Here is a 20,751-nt window from a genome sequence, read left to right as displayed (position 1 = left end):
CTACGTCGGCCCGCCTAGCGGTACCCGCCGGCCGGGCGCTCAGGGGAGCAGCGGCGGCTCGGTCGCGGCGCGGATCTCGTCCTCGCTCACCCCGGGTGCGAGCTCGACGAGCCGGAGGCCGTCGGGCGTCACGTCGATGACGCCCAGGTCGGTGATGATCCGTTGCACGACGCCCCGCCCCGTGTAGGGCAGCGAGCACTCGTCGACGATCTTGTAGGAGCCGTCGCGGGCGACATGCTCCATGAGTACCACGACCTTGTCGGCGCCGTGGACGAGGTCCATCGCCCCGCCCATGCCCTTGACCATCTTCCCGGGGATCATCCAGTTGGCGATGTCGCCCGCCGCCGAGACCTGCATGGCGCCGAGGATGGCGGCGTCGACCTTGCCGCCGCGGATCATCCCGAAGCTGGTCGCCGAGTCGAAGTAGGACGCCCCGCGTCGTACGGTCACCGTCTCCTTGCCCGCGTTGATGAGGTCGGGGTCCTCCTCGCCCTCGAGGGGGTAGGCGCCCACGCCCAGGATCCCGTTCTCCGACTGCAGCACCAGCTCGACGTCGTCGGGCACGAAGTTCGGCACCCGCGTCGGCAGCCCGATCCCGAGGTTGACGTAGGACCCGTCGCTGAGCTCGGCCGCCGCGCGCGCGGCCATCTCGTCGTGGCTCCAGGGCATCTCAGGCCTCCTGCTCGCGGGTCGTGGCGGTCGGGGACGCGGGCCGCACCGTGCGCTTCTCGATGCGCTTGTCGGCGGCCTGCTCGGGGGTGAGGGGTACGACGCGGTGCACGAACACACCCGGCAGGTGCACGTGGTCCGGGTCGATCTCGCCGGGCTCGACGAGCTCCTCGACCTCGACGATGGTGGTGCGGCCGCACATCGCGGCCAGGGGGTTGAAGTTGCGGGCCGCGCGGCGGAAGACGAGGTTGCCGTGGCGGTCGCCGCGGTGGGCGCGCACGAGGGCGAAGTCGGCGACGATCGCCTCCTCGAGCACGAACTCCTTCGGGCCCTCGGCCGTCGCGAACACCTGGGTCTGCTTCGCGGGGGAGGCCTTCACGACGTTGCCCTCCGCGTCGTACCGCCAGGGCAGACCGCCGTCGGCCACCTGGGTGCCGACGCCGGTCGCGGTGAAGAAGGCGGGGATGCCGGAGCCGCCGGCGCGCATGCGCTCGGCGAGCGTGCCCTGCGGGGTGAGCTCGACCTCGAGCTCGCCCGAGAGGTACTGGCGGGCGAACTCCTTGTTCTCCCCGACGTAGGACGCGACCATCCGCCGCAGGCGGCCCGCGCCGAGCAGCATCCCGAGGCCCGCGCCGTCGACGCCCGCGTTGTTGGAGAAGGCCTCGAGCTCGTCCGCTCCCTGGTCGAGCAGGGCCGCCAGGAGCACCGACGGGATGCCGGAGAGCCCGAACCCTCCCACCGCGATCCGCGATCCCGACCCGATGTCCGCCACGGCCTCCGCAGCCGACGCCACGACCTTGTCCACGCTCGATCTCCCTCCGTTGCCGGTCTGTGGGCCCCGACACAACCGGCTGGCGGGCGGAGGGGTCAACGCCCCGCGGCGGACTGCTCGCAGCGCGACCGGAGGTCGGACCCGCCGTTCACTCACCGAACGCGGCGCTAGGCTGACCCCCGTGAGCGAGACGGTCGGGATGGTCGGGCGCGCGGCCGGGGTGCTGCGAGCCCTCGCCGAGCTGGACACCGACGGCGCCCGCACGGCGGACGTCGCCCGCGCGGTCGACCTCCCCCGGCCGACGATCCACCGGGTGCTCACCGCCCTGCTCGACGAGGGCCTCGTCGACCGCGTGCAGGAGACGGGTCGGTGGCACCTCGGGCCGGAGCTCTTCGTGCTGGGAGCCGCGGCGGCCCGTCGCTACGACGTCGCGCAGGTCGCGCACCCCACCGTCCGCCGGCTCGCCGAGCTGACGGGGGAGAGCGCGTTCTTCTCCGTGCGCCGGGGCGAGGACACGGTGTGCCTGCTGCGCGAGGACGGCGACTTCCCCATCCGTTCGCACGTGCTCACCGAGGGGTCCCGCTTCCCGCTGGGCGTCGTGTCCGCCGGCCTGGCGCTGCTCGCCCACCTCCCCGACCGCGAGGTCGAGGACTACCTGGCGCGCGTCGACCTGGTGCCGGCCTACGGGCGTCCCCACGCGACCGAGCCGCTGCGGCAGCGGATCGCGACGACGCGCACCGACGGCTACGCGACCAACCCGGGGCTCAACGTCGAGGGCAGCTGGGGGCTGGCCGCCGCCGTCTTCGACCGCGCGGGTCGGCCCTCGTGGGCGCTGACGCTGACGGGGATCGAGTCCCGGTTCGCGCAGCCGCGGCGCGCCGAGCTCGGTGCGCTGCTGCTCCGGGAGGCGCACGCCCTGACGGGCCGGCTCTCCGCCGGGCCGAGCGCCGCGGCGCCGCCGCGCTGACCGACCGCCACGGCCTCCGGCGCCGACCTGCCAGGGCACCTCTCCGAACGGCCGGGACGGGCCCCTGACCTGCCTGGCGGGATCCGGATCCTCGCCTGTTCGACCCCGTGACGACGGACCTAGCGTCTCGTGACGAGCGCCACATCCCCGTCCCACAGGAGGTCTGCCATGCAGGTCGACGAGCTGCTCAAGCCGTTCCCGATCAAGGAGTTCCACCCGTTCCCGCGTGCCCTCATGGGCCCGGGCGCCCACGAGATGATCGGGCCGGAGGCCCTCAAGCTGGGCTTCCGCAAGACCCTCGTGATGACGTCGGGCCTGCGGGGCACGGACATCGTGCACAAGATCGTGGAGTCGATGAAGTACCACGGCCTCGAGGTCGTCGTGTACGACAAGGTCGAGTCCAACCCCAAGGACTACAACGTCATGGACTCCGTGGCCCTCTACCAGGAGAACGAGTGCGACTCGTTCGTCTCCATCGGTGGCGGCTCCTCCCACGACGCCTGCAAGGGCGCCCGGGTCTCGGTCGCCCACGACGGCCGCAACGTCAACGAGTTCGAGGGCTTCAACATGTCCGAGAACCCGAAGAACCCGCCGCACATCGCGGTCTCCACCACGGCCGGCACCGGCTCGGAGACGTCGTGGGCCTACGTCATCACCGACACGACGACCGATCCCGACAACCCGCACAAGTACGTCGCGTTCGACGACGCCTCCGTGGCCACCCTGGCCATCGACGACCCGGTGCTCTACTTCGACTGCCCGGTCGACTACACGGCCCAGTGCGGGTTCGACGTGCTCGCGCACGCCTCCGAGCCGTACGTCTCGCGCCTCAACTTCGAGCCCAGCCTCGGCAACGCGATCCGCGCCATCAAGCTGACCGCCGAGAACCTCCGCGAGGCCACCTGGAACGGCCAGGACCTGAAGGGTCGCGAGGGCATGATGTACGCGCAGTACATCGCCGCCCAGGCGTTCAACTCCGGCGGCCTCGGCATCATCCACTCGATCAGCCACGCGGTGTCGGCGTTCTACGACACCCACCACGGCCTCAACAACGCGATCGCCCTGCCGCGGGTGTGGGCCTTCAACATGCCCGCCGCCTACGGCCGCTTCGCGGACATCGCGGAGGCCATGGGCATCGACACCCACGGCATGACCAAGCCGCAGGCCGCGGACGCCGCGCTCGCCGCCGCGATCCGCCTGCTCCGCGACGTGGGCATCCCGGAGCGGTTCGTCGACGTCACGGCGGACTCGTACTCGAAGAACCGCCTCGGCACGGGCCCGACGAAGTACTACGAGAACGCGCCCGTCATCAAGGGCGACGCCGACGACGTCGACCGGATCACGAACCACGTGCTCGGCGACGCCTGCACGCCGGGCAACGCCAAGGAGTGCACGTTCGAGACCGTGCGTCCCGTCGTCGAGCACTGCATGACGGGCGACCTGGACGACCTCCTGTCCTGATCGGCGCCTCCCCGCGCCGTACCCCCTCCGGGACGTCATGCGGACCGCCGCCCCCGGCCGCCGGTCCGCATGACGTCCCGGGCCCGAGACCGAGTCCAGCCCTGCTCAGCGAGGAGCCGTCGATGACCGCCATGCCGACCGACCGTGAGACCCCGACCGTCGAGGAGCCCGAGCTCGACTCCGTCGCCGCCGTCAAGGAACGGTTCGCCGACGCCGGCTACCTGGCCGACGACCGGCTCGCGACGACCGTCTTCCTGCAGACGCGCCTCGACAAGCCGGTGCTCCTCGAGGGACCGGCGGGCGTGGGCAAGACCCAGCTGGCGCAGACGCTCGCCGAGGTCACGGGCCGGCGGCTGCTGCGGCTGCAGTGCTACGAGGGCCAGGACGAGACGAAGGCCCTCTACGAGTGGGACTACGGCAAGCAGCTGCTCTACACGCAGATCCTCCGCGAGAAGATCGGCCAGGTCGTCGCCGACACCTCCACGCTGACCGAGGCGGTCGAGCGGATCGCGGCGCAGGACTCCGTCTTCTTCTCCGACCGCTTCCTCGCGCCCCGGCCGCTGCTGGAGGCCATCACCTCGCCGCAGCCCGTGGTGCTGCTCATCGACGAGGTCGACCGGGCCGACGAGGCGCTGGAGGCCGTGCTGCTGGAGCTGCTGGCGGAGTACCAGGTCTCCATCCCCGAGGTGGGCACCGTCGTGGCGACCCACAAGCCCTACGTCGTGCTCACCTCCAACAACACGCGCGACCTGTCGGCGGCGCTCAAGCGGCGCTGCCTGCACCTCTTCCTCGACTACCCCGACGCGCAGCGCGAGCTGGAGATCATCGCGAGCAAGGACACCGGGCTGTCGGCGTCGCTGGCGACCCGTCTGGTCGAGGTCGTGCGCCAGCTCCGTGAGCTCGACCTGCGCAAGGCGCCGAGCATCTCCGAGACCATCGACTGGGCCCGCACGCTCGCCGTGCTGGGGGTCTCCGAGCTGTCCGCCGAGGTGCTGTCGTCGACGCTCAACGTCGTCGTGAAGTACGAGCGCGACCTCGCCCGCGCGCTCCGCGAGGTGCCGCGGCTCGTCGACCCGAACGCGACGGTGCCCGAGAGCCTGCACGGGCACGGCCACGGTCACGGGCACGGTCACGGTCACGGGCACGGTCACGACGACAAGCCGGCCGCCCCGGCCGCCCCACCGGCGCGCGACGCCGCCGACGGGCCGAGCGGCAAGGACGTGCGCGCCGCGAAGGACCAGCCGGGGCGGCACGACGAGAACTACTACGGCGCGCAGGGCACGATGTCGGTCAACGGCCGGTCGGTCCCGAGCGGCCAGGGGGCGCGCTCGTTCGCCGCGGGCTCGCGGAAGCGTCCGGTCTGAGCGATGGAAGGCGCCCTGCACCGCTTCATCCGGTTCCTACGCCTGTCCGGCGTGCGGGTCAGCACCGCGGAGGCGATCGACGCGATGCACGCGGTGAGCACGCCCGGCGTGCTCGACGACCGCGAGGTGCTGCGCTCGGCCCTCGCCGTGTGCCTCGTCAAGGACCGGCGCGACCTGCCGGCCTTCGAGCGGGTCTTCGACCGGTTCTTCGGCCTGCGGGCGCTCGCCGCGGAGGCCGACGGCCACGGGCACTCCCACGCCCACGACGACCTCGAGGACACGGGGACGCTCGAGCAGTTCACGCTGTCCGAGGCCCCCGGCGACCTGCCGCAGGACGGGCACTCGCACGACAAGCCGAAGGACATCAAGGAGTTCTTCAAGCCGGAGGACCTGGCGCAGCAGTACAACCTGCACCAGGAGGCCAACAAGATCGACATGGCCGCGATGACCGACGAGATCATCCTGTCCAACGAGAAGCAGGGCACCATCGGCGAGGCCGCCCGCGTGCAGATCTCGACGCAACGGCTGCACAACCCCGGGAACCCGGGGGAGCTGGCCAGCAGCCCGGGCCTCCACCTGGAGACCGAGCTCAGCGTGGCCGAGGAGCTCACCCTGCTCTCCTGGCTGGCGGAGGCCGAGGCGGGGGAGCCGCCCGACGACCCCGAGCAGGCGGCCACGTTGGCGGCGCTGCGCGAGGCGCTGGCGCCGTTCCTCGCCGCCCTGCCCGAGAAGCTCAAGCAGCACCTCGAGGCCCTGATGGCGATGGACGTCGAGCTCGAGGGCAAGGAGATCGAGGCGCGGCAGGCGGAGACGGTCGACGAGGCCGAGCGGGCGGCGCTCGAGGAGGCGTTGCGACGGCTCCTGCGCTCGCTGCACGGGGCACCCCGCCCGCGCCGTCGCGCCTCTGCGCGCGGCACCGTCGACGGGCGGCGCACGATGCGCTCGAACATGAAGTACGACGGCGTGCCGTTCCGTCCCGTCACCGTCGCCAAGGTCGAGGACCGGCCCCGGCTGATGGTGCTGTGCGACGTCTCCCTGTCGGTGCGCTCGACGGCGCGGTTCACCCTGCACCTCGTGCACGGCCTGCAGGCCGTGGCCGCCTCGGTGCGCACGTTCGCCTTCGTCTCCGACATCGTCGAGACCACCGACCTGTTCGCGGAGCACCGCACGGAGGAGGCGCTGTCGCTGGTGCTCTCCGGCCTGCCCGCCGGGGGCGTGCTCGACGTCGACGCTGACTCCGACTACGGCAACGTGTTCGACGCGTTCCTCGAGACGCACGGCGGGGCGATCACGCGCCGTACGACGCTGGTGGTGCTCGGCGACGGCCGCAGCAACGGCCGTGATCCGGGCCTGGGCTCGTTCGCCGAGCTCGCGCGGCGCGCGCGGGAGACGGTGTGGCTGACGCCGGAGCCGCGCTACTCGTGGGCCCTGGGGCGGTGCGACCTGCCGGCGTACGCCGAGCACTGCTCGCGGGTGCAGGTCGTGCGCAACCTCGCGGGGCTCGAGAAGGTCACCGAGCTGCTGCCGACGGGACGCCCGCGATGACCGCCCAGGTGACGCCCGCGGACCTGTCCCCGGCGCCGCTCGACCCGTTCCGGCCGTCGGTCGCCGGCCTCTACCGGGACGACGTCGTCGAGGTGCGCGCGGTGGGGGAGCGCCGGTCGCGCCGCGCGTTGGCGACCGTGCGCACGCCGCACTTCGACCTCACGCCGGCCAGCGGCGGACGCCAGGTGCGCGTCGACCACGTGCTGGGCCCCCACGAGATCGACGACGACGTCGCCGGACTCGTCGCGACGGAGCTGTTCGGGGCCGGCTGGCTGCGCGGGGTCGGGCTCTTCGAGCGGGTGTTCACCGGCGTGGTGCGCTCGATGCACCCGGACCCGCTGGCGTCGTGGGACCTGTTCTACGGCAACACGCTCGCGCAGCTCGACCGGTGCCGCGACACCTCGCCCGGGTCGGGCGGCTCCGGGCACGGCACGATCGCGGAGTACGCGCCGGTCTACGCCCACGCCGAGCGCCTCCTCGCGCCGGGCTCCGTGCTGGAGGTGGGGTGCTGCTTCGGGTTCCTGCCGCTGCGGCTCGCCGCGTCCGGTCGCACCGTGACCGCCTCGGACGTCGCGCCCGGCACGGTGCGCCTCCTCGGCGAGGTGGCGCGGCGTCGCGGCGTACGGCTCGACACGGTCGCGGCCGACGCCGCCCACCACCCCGGCGCGGACCGCTCCGTCGACACCGTCCTCGTCCTGCACCTTCTCGAGCACGTCGACGCCGAGCACGGCCAGCGCATCCTCGCCGAGGCGCTGCGGCTCGCGCGGCGTCGCGTGGTCGTGGCGGTGCCGCTCGAGGACGTGGCGGAGGAGACGTGGGGCCACGTGCGCACGATCTCGCTGGACGACCTCCGCGCCTGGGGCGCCGCCACCGGCCACCCCCACGACGTCCACGAGCTCCACGGCGGGTGGCTGGTCGTCGACGTGGCCTGATCGCGTCGAGCTGGGTTGTTCGACGCGAGCGCCGTACCGAACACCCCAACTCGGCGCGACGTCAGAGCAGCCCGAGCTTCCCCGCCTCGTACACGGCCTCGGCGCGGCGGGAGACGCCGAGCTTGCGCAGGATGTTGCCGACGTGGAACTTCGCGGTCGTCTCCGAGATGTAGAGCCGCTCGCCGATCGCGCGGTTCGAGTGACCTCGCGCGAGCAGCCGCAGCACCTCCTGCTCGCGCTCGGTCAGGTGCTGGTTCGCGACCGACTCCGGGGCGTTCAGCCCCCGCACCATCGCGGCGGCGCTCCGCGCGTCGAAGGCGCTCCCGCCGCGGCTGACGTCCCGGATGGAGCGGATGAGCCCGGACGTGTCGACGTCCTTGACGACGTAGCCCCGCGCCCCGACCCGGATCGCGCGCAGCACCAGCTGGTCGTCGAGGAACGTCGTCAGCACCAGCACGCCGAGCCCGGGGTGCTCGGCCACGAGACGCGCGCACAGCTCGAGCCCCTCGGTGTCCGACGACGTCGACAGCTTGAGGTCGAGCAGCACGATGTCGGGCCGCACCCGCGCCACGACGGCGAGCGCCTCGGCCGCCGTGGACGCCTCGCCGAGCACCGTCAGGTCGGGCTCGCGCTCGAGGATCGAGCGCAGGCCCTGCCGCACGATGGCGTGGTCGTCGACGAGCATGATCCCGACGGTCCCCGACGCACGCGCGGGTGCGGTGTCCAGTGGGCTGAGCGTCATGACGGTTCCTCTCGTGGGGGTGCGGCGCCGACGAGGTCGGAGATGAGCGACGACCCGCGGCTGACGATGGGCAGGGGCACGGTGAGCTCGACGCGTACGCCGCCCAACCGCGCCCGGCGGAACGCGAGGGTCCCGCCGAGGTCGGCCACGCGGGCCTCGATGTTGGCGAGCCCGCGGTGGCGACCGTCGGCGGTCGTGCCGCGCTCGAGCCGCAGCATCCGGGCCAGCTCGGCGGGGTCGCCGCAGCCGTCGTCGGCCACGGTGACGCGGAGCTGGTCGGGCCGGTAGCGGATGCGCACGACGGCCCGGGTGGCGCGTGCGTGGTTGACGATGTTGAAGAGCGCCTCGCCGACGGCGCGGGCCAGCTCGTGGTCGGCGTCGGCGGGCAGCTCCGAGACCCGGCCCTCGACGCGGATCTGCACGGCGAGGTGCGGCCGGTGGTGGGCGGTCAGCTCGTGGAGGAGCTCGGGGAGCGTGGCGACGGTGTCGCTGTGGGGCCGGTGCAGTGCATAGATGGCCCGCCGCAGCTGGTCGACCGCCTCCCGCGTGAGGTCCTTCGCCGTCGACAGCGGTGCGGCCACCTGCTCCACGCCGAGCGCCGCGGCCTCGCCGCGGGCGACCTCGACGGCCATGCCGGCCGACAGCACGAACTGCGTCACGGAGTCGTGCAGCTCCCGCGCGATCCGGTGCCGCTCGGTGTCGACCAGCTCGCGCTGGTGGGCCACGAGGAGGCGCTGCTCGGCGTGCCGGAGCTCGGCCGTGCGGGCCTCGAGGTCGCGGCGCTGGGCCTGCGCCTCGTCGTACAGCCGCTGTGCTCGCCGGTGCAGCGCCAGTCCTGCGTGGTACTGCTCCGAGGTGTGCAGCGACACCGCCGCCTGGTTGGCGAGGATCCGCAGCACGGACAGGTCACCGGGCTCGGGCTCGACGGGGAGCCCGTGCAGCCCGACGAGCGCCCCGATGTGGCGCCCCTCCAGCGACATGGGCACCCGCACCCACCGGCCGTCGTCCGCGGTGCGCGTGGCGTGGCCGGCGCGGACCGCGCCGAGCTCGCGCCGCACGAACGCGGGGAGCAGCGTCTCGTCGTCGACGACCTGCAGCCCTGCGCCGTCGGAGGCACCGGAGCAGGCGAGGAACCGGGGGCGGGCGCCGGGCAGGTGCCCGTCGGAGACCGCGAGCAGCGTCCACTCGGCCTCGAGGTGGGCGGCGGCCGCGCGCACGACCTCCTCGAGCAGCCCGCGCGGCCCCTCGACCGTGCGCACCAGGGCGCGGGAGATCGAGTCCATGGCGCGCACGGCCCGCTGGGTGCGCTCGTCGGAGCGCACGTAGGCCCGGTAGTACGACCCCTTCCCCGACCGCACCCCCGTCAGGGTGGCGAGGTCGGGCCGCGCCCCGGGGGCCGGTACGTCGAGGCTCACGTCACCGCCTGCCCTAGAGCGCCGCGCGGAAGAGGTCGAGGACGTCGGTCTCCGTCGCGGGGCGCGGGTTGGTCGTGAGGCAGGCGTCGTCGAGCGTGGTGCGGGCCAGCACGGGGACGTCGCCCTCCCGGACCCCGAGCGCGGCGAGCCCGGAGGGCACCCCCACGTCGTCGGCGAGGCGCCGCACGTGCTCGGCGAGGAGCTCCGCCGCCTTCTCGCCGTCCGCGTCGTCGACGTCGAGCCCGGCGGCCCCGGCGAGGTCGACGAACCGGTCGGGCACGGCCCGCGCGTTGTAGCGGATCACGTGGGGCAGCAGCACGCCGTTGACGACGCCGTGCGGCGCGTCGAGCAGGCCGCCGACCTGGTGGCTCATGGCGTGGGTCGCGCCCAGGATCGCGTTGGTGAAGGCCAGTCCGGCCTCGAGGCTCGCCTGGGCCATCCGGCTCCGGGCCTCGGTATCGGTCGGGTCGGTCAGCGTGCGACGGAGGTGGCGGCAGACGAGCCCGACGGCGTTGAGCGCGTGCACGTCGGCGAGCGGGTTGTGGGCGAGGGAGACGAACGACTCGATGCCGTGCGTCAGTGCGTCCAGCCCGGTCGCGGCGTTGAGGTCGTCGGGCATGGTGACGAGCAGGCGCGGGTCGGTGACCGAGATGTCGGGCACCAGCGCGCGACCCATGATGGTCAGCTTCACCGACCGTGCGGTGTCGGTGACGATGCAGAACTGGCTGACGTCGGCGCCGCTGCCCGAGGTGCTGGGGATCATCAGCATCGGGGGGATCGGCCGCGTGGCCCGGTCCACCCCGGCGTAGTCGAGGATGTCGCCGCCGTTGCCCGAGAGGATGGCGACGCCCTTCGCGGCGTCGATGACCGAGCCGCCGCCGATGCCGATGATGACGTCGGCCCCGCTCGCGACGTACAGGTCGTGTGCGGCGCGGACCTCGTGGTCCTTGGGGTTCGGGGTGAGCGCGTGGAAGACCACGGGGCGCAGGCGCACGTCCCGCAGGTGGCCGAGCAGCTCGTCCACCCAGCCGGCGGCGAGGATCCCGGGGTCGGTGACGACGAACGGGCGTCGCGCGCCGAGCCGGGCGGCGGCGAAGCCGGCCTCGGCGAGCGAGCCGACGCCGAGCACGATCTCCGGGGCGTGGAACTTGACCAGCGCCGCGCTGCGGCAGTCCACCGACGGGGGCTCGATCACTCCGACTGGTGCCACGGGGTCCTCCTCGCCGGTGGAGTGACCGGCGTCACTCCACCGGCCACACCCTCCGTCGAGGCAGGTTGCAACCACGTTGCCCGTCGGACCGGGCGGGCCGGGCGGGAGCGGGTAGGCCCCGACAGGCCCCGGCGGGCTCAGCCCTCGCGGTGCACCTTGTGCTGCGCGGCCTGCGCGCGGGGCCGGATGACGAGCTGGTCGATGTTGACGTGGCTGGGGCGCGTCGCGACCCACGCGATCGCGTCGGCGACGTCCTCGGCGACGAGCGGGTTGCGCACGCCGGCGTACACCTGGTCCGCCCTCGCCTGGTCGCCCCCGAAGCGCACGAGGGAGAACTCGGGGGTGTGCACCATCCCGGGCGCGATCTCGGAGATGCGGATCGGCTCGGCGACGAGCTCGAGCCGCAGCGTCTCGGTGACCACCTTCGTCCCGTGCTTCGCGGCCGTGTAGCCGCCCCCGCCCTCGTAGGCCACCCGTCCGGCAGTGGACCCCACGTTGACGATGACGGCGTCCCCGCTGGCCCGCAGGGCGGGCAGCAGCGCCTGGGTGACGCGGAGGAGGCCGATGACGTTGACGTCGTACATCGCCTTCCACTGCTCCGCGTCCGCGCTCTCGACCGGGTCGCTGCCGAACGCGCCCCCGGCGTTGTTGACGAGCACGTGCACGACCTCGCCGGCGGCCTCGGCGAGGGCGGCGACCTGGTCGGCGTCGGTGACGTCGCACGCCACGGCCAGGCCGTCGATCTCCGCCGCCAGCGCGGCGACGCGGTCGGCGCGACGGGCCGCGCACACGACCCGGAAGCCGGAGGCCGCGAGGGTGCGGGCGGTGGCGGCACCGATGCCGCTGCTCGCGCCGGTGACGACGGCGGTACGACGGGGGCGGGGGGTGGTCTCGACGCTCATGCCCGCAGTCTGGCAGCCCCGGCCCGGCGGCGGCCCGGCACCGGAGCAGCCGTGTGCCGGGCGGTTGGGCCGGAGGTGGACAATGGCGGACGGCCCCCGCGCGGGGACGCACGTGCGGGGAACGACAGGACGGAGGTGGCGGCATGGATCGCGTCGCGATGATCAGTCTCCACACCTCGCCGCTCGACCAGCCGGGCACGGGCGACGCGGGCGGCATGAACGTGTACGTCCTCGAGCTCGCCCGCCGCATCGGCGCCCTCGGGGTCAAGGTCGACGTGATGACCCGGGCCACCTCCTCGCGGCTCGCCCCCGTGGTCGACGTCGCCGACAACGTGCGCGTGTGCCACCTCGTGGCGGGGCCCTACGAGGGCATCGACAAGGCCGACCTCCCCGCTCAGCTGTGCTCGTTCGCGCGCGAGGTGCTCCGCAAGGAGGCCGCCGCGCCGCTCGGCCACTTCGACGTCGTGCACTCCCACTACTGGCTCTCCGGCCAGGTCGGCGCCCTGGCGCGGGACCGCTGGGCGGTGCCGCTCGTGCACTCGATGCACACGATGGCCAAGGTCAAGAACAGCGCGCTCGCCGCGGGCGACGAGCCCGAGCCGGCGATGCGCGTCATCGGCGAGGAGCAGGTGGTCGACGCCGCCGACCTCCTCGTCGCCAACACCGACCGCGAGGCCGACGAGCTCGTGAGCCTGTACGGCGCGGCCCCCGAGCGCGTCCGTGTCGTCCACCCGGGCGTCGACCTGGCGCGCTTCCGGCCCCAGCACCGGCCGACGGTGCGGGCTGCGCTCGGCCTGCCGGTCGACGCGCTCGTCGTGCTGTTCGCCGGCCGCATCCAGCCGCTCAAGGCCCCCGACGTGCTCGTGCGCGCCGTCGGGGTGCTGCTCGAGCGGGATCCCGGGCTGCGCGACCGCCTCGTCGTGCCGATCGTGGGCGGCCCCTCGGGCTCCGGCCGCGAGCGCCCCGAGGCCCTCGCCGAGCTGGTCCGCACGCTGGGCCTCGAGGACGTCGTCCGCTTCGTCCCGCCGGTCGCGCAGGCGGAGCTGGCGTGGTGGTACGCCGCAGCCGACCTCGTCGCCGTCCCGTCCCACAACGAGTCGTTCGGCCTCGTCGCCCTCGAGGCGCAGGCGGCGGGCACCCCGGTCGTCGCGGCCGGCGTCGGCGGTCTCGTGACGGCCGTGCGCCACGAGCGCAGCGGTCTCCTCGTCGACACCCACGAGCCGGGCGACTGGGCCCACGCCCTCCGCGGCCTGCTGCGCGACGAGCGTCGGCGCCTCGCGCTGTCGGCCGGGGCGCTGGAGCACGCCCGCGGGTTCGCCTGGGAGCGGAGCGCCGAGGCCACGCTCGCGGCGTACGAGGACGCCCGCCGCGTCCTACGCACCACGACGTCGGGAGGACACGCGTGACCGACAGCCCCGAGCATCCCGAGCCCGAGGTCGAGCACCCCATCGTCGAGCTGGTGCGGGCGCACCTGGTCGCCGAGGAGGTCGAGCACGAGGAGCTCAGCCCCGGTGTGTTCTCCCTGTCGCTGCCGGGGGAGCGGAAGCTCACCATCCCCGTGCGGATCGACGTCGGACGGCACGCGCTCGGCGTGCACGCCTTCGTGTGCCGCAACCCCGACGAGAACCACGAGGGCGTCTACCGCTGGCTGCTGCAGCGCAACCTCCGCCTGTACGCCGTCGCGTTCGCCATCGACCGCACCGGCGACATCTACCTCGACGCCCGGCTCCCGCTCGACGCCGTGACGCCCGCCGGCCTCGACCGGTTGCTGGGCTCGGTGCTGACCTACGCCGACGAGTCGTTCAACACGATCCTGGAGCTCGGCTTCGCCTCGTCCATCCGCAAGGAGTGGGAGTGGCGTCGCGAGCGCGGCGAGTCGACCCGCAACCTCGAGGCGTTCCGCGGCTGGCTCGAGGCAGGCGACCTCGACACCGGCGGGGCGAGCAACCCCAACTAGCTCCTGCCTCCGCCGGTCGTGGTGCCGGACCTGCGGGAAGTGGTGGCCTCCCACCGCGACCCGGGGTGGGGGCGGCGCGGGCTCGGCCCGGCCGCGCGGAATCGTGCGGTTGGTACGGCGCGAGTCGGGTGGCCGGCGTACCAACGTCCCAGTTCGGGCCCCTGTCCGAGCCCGCGCGACACGCTCCCACCCGGTCGTGGTGCCAGGCCTGCGGGAAGTGGTGGCCTCCCACCGCGACCCGGGGTGGGGCGGCGCGGGCTTCGGCCCGGCCGCGCGGAATTGTGCGGTTGGTACGGCGCGGGCCGGGTGGCCGACGTACCAACGTCCCAGTTCGGGCCCCTGCCTGAGCCGGCGCGGCACACTCCCACCCGGTCGTGGTGCCAGGCCTGCGGGAAGTGGTGGCCTCCCACCGCGGCCCGGGGTGTGAGAGCGCTACGCCCGCACGTCGCCGGCAGCGTCCGGCACCGGCGCCGCGACCTCGGCGCGGGGGCGTCGGCGGGTGAGCAGCACGCCGCCGATGCACAGCGTGCCGCCGACGAACGCGAGCAGCGGGGGCACCTCGTCGAGCAGCGGCCACGCCAGGGCCGCCGCGAGGAACGGCACGAGGAACGTGGTCAGCGCCAGCCTGGACGCGTCGGTGTGCGACAGCGCGTAGGCCCACGTCGTGAAGGCCACCGCCGTCGGCAGCAGGCCGAGGTAGACCACCCCCAGCACGGTGCCGACCGACGCCGTGCCGGCCACGTCGACGAGCTCGCCGGCCCAGGGGAGGCACACGACGGCGCCGATGACGCAGGCGAGGAAGGTGGTCTCGAGCGGGCCCGCGGAGCCCAGCACGGGCTTCTGGCTCAGCACCCCCACCGCGTACGTCGCGGCGGCGACCACGGCGAGCACGACGCCCGTCAGGTCACCGCTCTCGTGGCCGGACGAGGCCTGCGCGATGACGACGACGCCGGCGAACCCGACGCCCATGCCGATGACGAGCCACCGGTGCAGCTGCTCGCCGAGGAAGACGGTCGCGAGGAGCGCGACGAGGATCGGGCCGACCTGCACCACGAGCGCCGCCGTGCCCGCGTCGATGCGCTGTTCGGCCGCGTTGAGCGCGAGGTTGTAGATGCCGAACCAGGCGGCGCCGCAGAGCAGCAGGAGCGGCACGTGGCGCCGCGCCGGCCACCGCCGCGTGCCCGCCGGACGCGTGAGCAGCAGCGCCCCGAGCGCGATCGCCGCGACCAGCAGCCGCCCGAGGGACAGCGCGCCGGGCGGCACGTCGCTGCCGAGGTGGCGGATGCCCACGAAGGCGGAGGCCCAGAGCACCAGGGTGAGCGCCCCCGCCGCGGCGGGGAGCCAGGGCACCGCCGGACCCCGGGAGCCGGGCGAGGAGGCGGCGCCGGAGGGCGCGGAGCGGCGGGCCGAGGTGGTCACCCGGGAAACGTAGGGCACGGCACCGACAGGACGGCACCGAGTTTCACGTCAGCCTCCGTCGAACCCCTGCCGCGACCCCGCCGGCGACCCCGCCGGGAAGCCCCGGGAAGCCCCGGGAAGCCTCAGAGGTCGAGCTTGTAGCCCAGCCCGCGCACCGTCACCAGGTACTTCGGCTCGCTCGGGTCCGGCTCCAGCTTGGCCCGCAGCCGCTTCACGTGCACGTCGAGCGTCTTGGTGTCGCCGACGTAGTCGGAGCCCCAGACGCGGTCGATGAGCTGCCCGCGGGTCAGCACGCGCCCCGGGTTGCGGAGGAACATCTCGAGGAGCTCGAACTCCTTGAGCGGCAGCCGCTGCTCGTTGCCGTCGACGGTGACGACGTGGCGCTCGACGTCCATGCGGACGGGGCCGGCCTCCAGCGTGCTGGGGGAGAGGTCGGGCTCCGCGCCGCGGCGCAGCACGGCGCGGATCCGCGCGACCAGCTCGCGGGGCGAGTAGGGCTTCGTCACGTAGTCGTCGGCGCCGAGCTCGAGGCCGACCACCTTGTCGACCTCGTCGTCCTTCGCGCTGACCATGATGACCGGCACGCTCGAGGTCTGCCGGATCTGGCGGCACACCTCCGTGCCGGGGATGCCGGGGAGCATGAGGTCGAGGAGCACGATGTCGGCGCCGTTGCGGTCGAACTCCGTCAGCGCGGTGTTCCCGTCGGCGGCGATGGCCACCTCGAACCCTTCCTTGCGGAGCATGTAGGCGAGCGCATCGCTGTAGCTCTCTTCGTCCTCGACGACGAGTACCCGCGTCACGGGCGTTCCTCCTGGTGCTGGGCCGCGAGGGCCGTGGGGGTGGCGCGCGCCTCGGTCGACGGGGTCGTCGACACGAGCGCGCGGGGCTCTTCGGGGGCGCGCGACGGCGAGGGCGCGACCAGCGCCTCGTCCTCGTCGGGCAGGTCGTGGCTGCGGGGCAGGCGCAGGCGGAACGTGGACCCCTGGCCCTCGACCGACCACACCCGCACCTCGCCGCCGTGCACGGCGGCGATGTGCTTGACGATCGACAGGCCGAGGCCCGTGCCGCCGGTCGAGCGGTGCCGGGCGGGGTCGACGCGGTAGAAGCGCTCGAAGATGCGCTCGATGTCGGCGGCGGGGATGCCGATGCCCTGGTCGGTCACGGCGATCTCCACGAAGGAGTCGAGGCTGCGGGCGGTCACGGCCACGGTCGCACCGGTGGGGCTGTAGGTGACCGCGTTCTTGACCAGGTTGCCGACCGCCATCGCGATCTGGCCCTCGTTGCCGAGCACGACGAGGTCGCTGTCGCACTGCACCGACAGCGTGACCGACCGGGCGCTGGCGTCGATGGAGCTCGTGTCGATGGCGGTCTCGATGACGTCCTGGACCGAGACCGGGTCGGCCTGCTCGAGGGGGTCGTCGCCCTGGAGGCGGGACAGCTCGATGATCTGCTGCACGAGCACGGAGAGCCGCTCGCTCTCCTTCTTCATGCGCATGGCGAACCGCTCGACCGCCTCCGGGTCGTCCGACGCCTCGACGACGGCGTCGGACAGCAGGCGGATCGCCCCCACGGGCGTCTTGAGCTCGTGGCTCACGTTGGCGACGAAGTCGCGCCGTACCGCCTCGACGCGGTGCTCGCGCGTGCGGTCCTCGATGAGCGCCAGCACCAGGCGGGACCGCAGGGGCGCGACGCGCGCGACGACCGTGCGGGTCGGGTACCCCGGCCGCGTCATCGAGATCTCCTGCTCACGGATCTGCCCGTCGCGCCGCACGTCGTCGATCATCGAGCACAGCACCGGGTCGACGAGCTCACGGCCGCGCACGAGCCCGAGCGCGTACGTCGGGGCGGAGGCCTTGAGGACGGTGCCGTCCTCGTCCACGACGACCGCGCTGCTGCGGAGCACCGAGAGCACGTTGGCGACACCGGGAGGCATCCGCGCCTCCTGCGCGGGCGGCGCGGAGCGCTGGAGCCGGTCGCTGACGTGCCAGGCGAAGACGGCCGAGCCCGCGACGAGGGCGCCGAGCAGCGCCGCCACGAAGGCCTGGGTCGTCGGGTCCACCCGCCGATCGTACGTGGCGCTCTCCGGTGCCCCCGACCACGAAGACGCGCGGCAGGGGACTGTTCACCGGTCGTTCACGCCAGGGGCGCCGCGGGGTGCCGCCGACGCGTAGCGTCCGGCCCATGCGCGAACTCTTCCACGAACAGCTCGACGCGCTGTTCGACGACCTGGCCACGATGGCCGGCCTCGCCCGCCACTCGGTAGGCCAGGCGACCACCGCTCTGCTCGAGGGCGACGTCGCCGTCGCCGAGGACGTGATCTCGGGCGACCGCGAGATCGACCTGCTGCGCGAGGTCGTCGAGGAGAAGGCGTTCTCCCTGCTGTCCCTCCAGGCCCCCGTGGCAGGCGACCTCCGCGTCGTCGTCGCCGCCCTCCGCATGGTCGCGGAGATCGAGCGGATGGGCGACCTGGCCGTGCACGTCGCCAAGATCGCGCGCCTGCGCGTGCCCGAGATCGCCGTGCCCGAGTCGGTGCGCCCGACGCTGCGCCGCATGGCGACCGTGGCGACGACGATGACCGCCCGCGTGCAGGACGTCATCGCCAACCGCGACGCCAGCGCCGCGGCCGATCTCGTGCTCATCGACGACGAGATGGACCAGTTGCGCCGCGACACGTTCTCCGCGATGCTCAAGGAGGACTGGCCCCACGGGATCGAGGCGGCCGTGGACCTCGCCCTGCTGGGCCGCTACTACGAGCGGATCGCCGACCACGCCGTCTCCGTCGCCAACCGCGTCGTCTTCGTGGTCACGGGGGAGCAGCCGGTCAGCGCTCGCTGAGCCGCTCGCCCGGCGGGGCGTCCCACTCCCAGGCCATGCCGACCGTCCCGGGCGGGCAGTCCAGGGCGACGAGCAGCGCCTGCCCCCGGCGGTCGAGCCGGAGGCGCCGGCGCGGACGCACCGGGGTGCCGTCCCGCTGCAGCTGGTAGGCCTCGCACCGGCTCGGCAGGTCGTCGGGGTCGAACTGCACGCTGAGCACGTACTCCCGCACCGCGAGGCTGCAGCTCGCGTCGTACGAGGCGTCCCGCGGGCCGGGCCCGTCGGTCGTCAGCTCGTAGTCGATGAGCACGCTGTCGCCCCGTTGCAGCGGCTCGTCGTAGCGCAGTGCCACCCCGACCACCCGGTGGTCCGCGTCGAGCACCTCGTGGGCGACCTGCCCGCCGGACCGCACGGTGAGCCGCGGCGTGCCGGCCGTGCGGTCGTCGAGGAACTGGGTGATGCCCATGCCGGTGAGCCCGTCGGCCTCGGCCCGGCCCACGATCCGGGTGCGGGCCGCGGCCAGCCGGCGGTCGGCTCCGACGACGACGTCGTCGTGGTGCGACAGGCGGCCCAGCAGCAGGCTGTCGGGGTTCTCGACGGCTTCGGTCACGCGCCGTACGGCCTCCCGCTCGGTGAACCGCGGCACGGTGACCTCGTCGGTACGACGCTGCACCGGCCCCCGCGGACGGGGCGGGGGCACCAGGGCCACCAGCGAGCCGCGCGGGACCCCGAGCAGGCACTCCAGCTGGGCGACCACCTCGAGCGACGCGCGCCGGCCCGGGGTGCGCGCCCCGGTCTGCCAGTAGCTCAGCGTCGCGACGCTGATGCGCACGCCCCGCTGCGCGAGTCGCCGCTGGATGCTCTCGAGGCCGAGCCCGCTCGCGTCGACCGCGGCCCGCAGGGCGGGCGCGAACTCCTCGGGGGGATCGGTCTCGACGGCGGCCAGCGACACGTCCTCTCCTCGACGTCGGCGGCCGCCGACGGGGTACGACGACCTCGGACGCCCCAGGGTAGTGCGGCCACCGGTCGCCGGGAACGACGAAGGGCCCGGATGGTTCCGGGCCCTTCGGTCGTGCAGCTGTGTGGTGGTGGGGTCAGCGTCCCTGGTTGGCGACCGCGGCGGCGGCAGCGGCGGCGGCCTCGGGGTCGAGGTACTCCCCACCGGGGACCGTCGGGCGCAGGTCGTCGTCGAGGCGGTAGACCAGCGGCATGCCGGTCGGGATGTTGAGCCCGGCGATGTCGTCGTCGGAGATCCCGTCGAGGTGCTTGACGATCGCGCGCAGGCTGTTGCCGTGCGCGGCGACGAGCACCGTCTTGCCCGCCCGCAGGTCGGCGACGACGTCGGACTCCCAGTAGGGCAGCAGGCGCGCGATGACGTCCTTGAGGCACTCCGTGCGGGGCGCCTCGTCGCCGAGGTCGGCGTAGCGCGGGTCGCCGCTCTGCGAGAACTCGTCGTCCGGGTCGATCGGCGGCGGCGGGACGTCGAAGCTGCGGCGCCAGAGCATGAACTGCTCCTCGCCGTACTGCTCGAGGGTCTGCTTCTTGTCCTTGCCCTGCAGCGCGCCGTAGTGGCGCTCGTTGAGGCGCCACGAGCGGCGGACGGGGATCCAGTGCCGGTCGGCGGCGTCGAGCGCGAGCGCCGCCGTGTTGATGGCGCGACGCTGGAGGGACGTGTGCACCACGTCGGGGAGCACGCCAGCCTCGCGCAGCAGCTCGCCGCCGCGGACCGCCTCGCCGCGGCCCTTCTCGGTCAGCGCGACGTCCACCCAGCCGGTGAAGAGGTTCTTGGCGTTCCACTCGCTCTCGCCGTGGCGGAGCAGGACCAGGGTGTAGGTCACCGGATCAGCCCTCGGTGCTCTCGTCGGCGCCGTTGCTGGCGTCGGGGGTGACCGTGGGGCGCGTCGGCTGCGGCTCGTTGCTGCGGTCGAGGCCCTCCCACCAGGTCGGGATGGTGACGGCCTCGCCGTGGCCGCCCTCCCCGTCCTCCTCGCCCTCGTGGGCGCCGACGGGGGGCGCGATCTCGCGGGGCTCGTTGGGGACCACGGGCACCCACAGCTCGCGGGCCACGTCGCCCTCACCGAAGGTCATCGGGATCGAGGCGCCCTGGGCGACGAGGTCGCCCTCGACGATGATCGGCGCGTACTCGGCGACGGCCTCGTCGGACGCGAGGTTCACCATCTCGTTGCCGCGGAGCTCGGTCGGCTCGTAGCCCTCGAGGGTGACCGCCTCGGTCGTGATGCTCGGCGTCTCCGCGGGGTCGATCGTCTTGTTGACGAACGTCGCGATGAGCGTGCCGCTGCCGTCCTGCCCCGAGACGATGACGACGCCGGTGACCGCGACGGGGGCGTCCAGCGACGCCACGCGGTAGTTCGCGCCGTGGGCCGGCACGTAGGGCCGGTCCGTCTCGACGTCGAAACCGGTCAGCTTGGAACACCCCGTGAGCGCGGGCACGGCCAGGACCGCACCGGCGATCAGGAGGCCCGCACGGCGGCGGCCGCGCGTGGAGGCGGGGGAGAAGGTGCTGCGCTGCATCGTGGTTACCTTCGTCGATCGGCGATGGGCGAGGGCGCTCGCGGCAGACC

Annotated in this window: 20 protein-coding genes; 8 read left to right on the top strand and 12 right to left on the bottom strand. The window is 73.7% G+C overall.

What is annotated here, in order from left to right:
• Positions 1-39: 39 nt before the first annotated feature.
• Positions 40-669, bottom strand: coding sequence for a CoA transferase subunit B (locus PIR53_10455; protein ID WZH50449.1), 630 nt, complete (start codon positions 667-669; stop codon positions 40-42).
• Between the two features lies 1 nt (position 670).
• Positions 671-1,474, bottom strand: coding sequence for a CoA transferase subunit A (locus PIR53_10450; protein WZH50448.1), 804 nt, complete (start codon positions 1,472-1,474; stop codon positions 671-673).
• A gap of 148 nt (positions 1,475-1,622) precedes the next feature.
• Here PIR53_10450 and PIR53_10445 point away from each other — a divergent pair, with 148 nt between their 5' ends.
• The 5 genes from PIR53_10445 (at position 1,623) to mftM (ending at position 7,710) form a co-directional block, all read left to right on the top strand.
• Complete coding sequence (locus PIR53_10445) at positions 1,623-2,408, top strand: IclR family transcriptional regulator (protein ID WZH50447.1); 786 nt, start codon at positions 1,623-1,625, stop codon at positions 2,406-2,408.
• A 168-nt stretch (positions 2,409-2,576) separates the two neighbouring features.
• The gene (gene mdo / locus PIR53_10440; GenBank protein WZH50446.1) at positions 2,577-3,869 is read left to right on the top strand and encodes an NDMA-dependent methanol dehydrogenase; all 1,293 of its coding nucleotides are present in this window, start codon (positions 2,577-2,579) and stop codon (positions 3,867-3,869) included.
• Between the two features lie 122 nt (positions 3,870-3,991).
• Complete coding sequence (locus PIR53_10435) at positions 3,992-5,233, top strand: MoxR family ATPase (protein ID WZH50445.1); 1,242 nt, start codon at positions 3,992-3,994, stop codon at positions 5,231-5,233.
• Positions 5,234-5,236: 3 nt separating this feature from the next.
• Complete coding sequence (locus PIR53_10430; protein WZH50444.1) at positions 5,237-6,778, top strand: VWA domain-containing protein; 1,542 nt, start codon at positions 5,237-5,239, stop codon at positions 6,776-6,778.
• Entirely contained in the window at positions 6,775-7,710 is a 936-nt protein-coding gene (gene mftM / locus PIR53_10425; GenBank protein ID WZH50443.1) for a mycofactocin oligosaccharide methyltransferase MftM, read from the top strand. The genes PIR53_10430 and mftM overlap by 4 nt, the downstream gene beginning before the upstream one ends.
• 61 nt (positions 7,711-7,771) lie before the next feature.
• Here mftM and PIR53_10420 read toward each other — a convergent pair whose 3' ends face one another.
• The 4 genes from PIR53_10420 to PIR53_10405 form a co-directional block, all read right to left on the bottom strand.
• The gene (locus PIR53_10420; GenBank protein WZH50442.1) at positions 7,772-8,452 is read right to left on the bottom strand and encodes a response regulator transcription factor; all 681 of its coding nucleotides are present in this window, start codon (positions 8,450-8,452) and stop codon (positions 7,772-7,774) included.
• A complete protein-coding gene (locus tag PIR53_10415; protein WZH50441.1) occupies positions 8,449-9,867 on the bottom strand; it encodes a histidine kinase in 1,419 nt (472 codons plus the stop codon). Before PIR53_10415 ends, PIR53_10420 begins: the two co-directional genes overlap by 4 nt.
• Positions 9,868-9,880: 13 nt before the next feature.
• Positions 9,881-11,077, bottom strand: a complete 1,197-nt coding sequence (locus tag PIR53_10410; GenBank protein WZH50440.1) for an iron-containing alcohol dehydrogenase — start codon at positions 11,075-11,077, stop codon at positions 9,881-9,883.
• A 137-nt stretch (positions 11,078-11,214) separates the two neighbouring features.
• Positions 11,215-11,979: an SDR family NAD(P)-dependent oxidoreductase gene (locus PIR53_10405; protein ID WZH50439.1), complete on the bottom strand. Its 765-nt coding sequence runs from the start codon at positions 11,977-11,979 to the stop codon at positions 11,215-11,217.
• Between the two features lie 143 nt (positions 11,980-12,122).
• Here PIR53_10405 and mshA point away from each other — a divergent pair, with 143 nt between their 5' ends.
• Together mshA and PIR53_10395 are read left to right on the top strand one after the other, a co-directional pair.
• Positions 12,123-13,385, top strand: a complete 1,263-nt coding sequence (gene mshA / locus PIR53_10400) for a D-inositol-3-phosphate glycosyltransferase (GenBank protein WZH50438.1) — start codon at positions 12,123-12,125, stop codon at positions 13,383-13,385.
• Positions 13,382-13,936 carry a YbjN domain-containing protein gene (locus PIR53_10395; protein WZH50437.1) on the top strand — a complete coding sequence of 185 codons (555 nt, stop codon included), beginning with the start codon at positions 13,382-13,384 and terminating at the stop codon, positions 13,934-13,936. Before mshA ends, PIR53_10395 begins: the two co-directional genes overlap by 4 nt.
• A 432-nt stretch (positions 13,937-14,368) precedes the next feature.
• On the opposite strand, the gene PIR53_10390 is transcribed toward PIR53_10395, so the two are convergent.
• From PIR53_10390 to PIR53_10380, 3 genes are all read right to left on the bottom strand, one after another.
• Positions 14,369-15,355, bottom strand: a complete 987-nt coding sequence (locus PIR53_10390) for a DMT family transporter (protein ID WZH50436.1) — start codon at positions 15,353-15,355, stop codon at positions 14,369-14,371.
• Positions 15,356-15,477: 122 nt separating this feature from the next.
• Positions 15,478-16,155, bottom strand: coding sequence for a response regulator transcription factor (locus tag PIR53_10385; protein ID WZH50435.1), 678 nt, complete (start codon positions 16,153-16,155; stop codon positions 15,478-15,480).
• Positions 16,152-17,414, bottom strand: a complete 1,263-nt coding sequence (locus tag PIR53_10380; protein WZH54377.1) for an ATP-binding protein — start codon at positions 17,412-17,414, stop codon at positions 16,152-16,154. The genes PIR53_10385 and PIR53_10380 overlap by 4 nt, the downstream gene beginning before the upstream one ends.
• A gap of 122 nt (positions 17,415-17,536) precedes the next feature.
• Between PIR53_10380 and phoU the strand changes: the two genes are divergently transcribed.
• Complete coding sequence (gene phoU, locus PIR53_10375; protein WZH54376.1) at positions 17,537-18,190, top strand: phosphate signaling complex protein PhoU; 654 nt, start codon at positions 17,537-17,539, stop codon at positions 18,188-18,190.
• Here the strand turns inward: phoU and PIR53_10370 are convergent.
• From PIR53_10370 to PIR53_10360, 3 genes are all read right to left on the bottom strand, one after another.
• On the bottom strand, positions 18,177-19,121 hold the full coding sequence (locus PIR53_10370) for a hypothetical protein (GenBank protein ID WZH54375.1): 945 nt from the start codon (positions 19,119-19,121) through the stop codon (positions 18,177-18,179). The genes phoU and PIR53_10370 overlap by 14 nt on opposite strands.
• A 142-nt stretch (positions 19,122-19,263) precedes the next feature.
• A complete protein-coding gene (locus PIR53_10365) occupies positions 19,264-20,007 on the bottom strand; it encodes a phosphoglyceromutase (GenBank protein ID WZH54374.1) in 744 nt (247 codons plus the stop codon).
• Positions 20,008-20,011: 4 nt separating this feature from the next.
• Entirely contained in the window at positions 20,012-20,701 is a 690-nt protein-coding gene (locus PIR53_10360; protein ID WZH54373.1) for a hypothetical protein, read from the bottom strand.
• Positions 20,702-20,751: the final 50 nt, after the last annotated feature.

The sequence above is a fragment of the Nocardioides alkalitolerans genome, assembly GCA_038184435.1.
GTDB lineage: Bacteria > Actinomycetota > Actinomycetes > Propionibacteriales > Nocardioidaceae > Nocardioides > Nocardioides alkalitolerans_A.
Note: the sequence above shows the minus strand (reverse complement) of the source record. Positions and strands in the feature narration are given on the sequence as shown.

Coding starts and splice junctions, on each gene's coding strand:
- PIR53_10455 (WZH50449.1), bottom strand. CDS start 669: ATGCCCTGGAGCCACGACGAGATGGCCGCGCGCGCGGCGGCCGAGCTC.
- mdo (WZH50446.1), top strand. CDS start 2,577: ATGCAGGTCGACGAGCTGCTCAAGCCGTTCCCGATCAAGGAGTTCCAC.
- PIR53_10435 (WZH50445.1), top strand. CDS start 3,992: ATGACCGCCATGCCGACCGACCGTGAGACCCCGACCGTCGAGGAGCCC.
- PIR53_10430 (WZH50444.1), top strand. CDS start 5,237: ATGGAAGGCGCCCTGCACCGCTTCATCCGGTTCCTACGCCTGTCCGGC.
- mftM (WZH50443.1), top strand. CDS start 6,775: ATGACCGCCCAGGTGACGCCCGCGGACCTGTCCCCGGCGCCGCTCGAC.
- PIR53_10420 (WZH50442.1), bottom strand. CDS start 8,452: ATGACGCTCAGCCCACTGGACACCGCACCCGCGCGTGCGTCGGGGACC.
- PIR53_10405 (WZH50439.1), bottom strand. CDS start 11,979: ATGAGCGTCGAGACCACCCCCCGCCCCCGTCGTACCGCCGTCGTCACC.
- mshA (WZH50438.1), top strand. CDS start 12,123: ATGGATCGCGTCGCGATGATCAGTCTCCACACCTCGCCGCTCGACCAG.
- phoU (WZH54376.1), top strand. CDS start 17,537: ATGCGCGAACTCTTCCACGAACAGCTCGACGCGCTGTTCGACGACCTG.
- PIR53_10360 (WZH54373.1), bottom strand. CDS start 20,701: ATGCAGCGCAGCACCTTCTCCCCCGCCTCCACGCGCGGCCGCCGCCGT.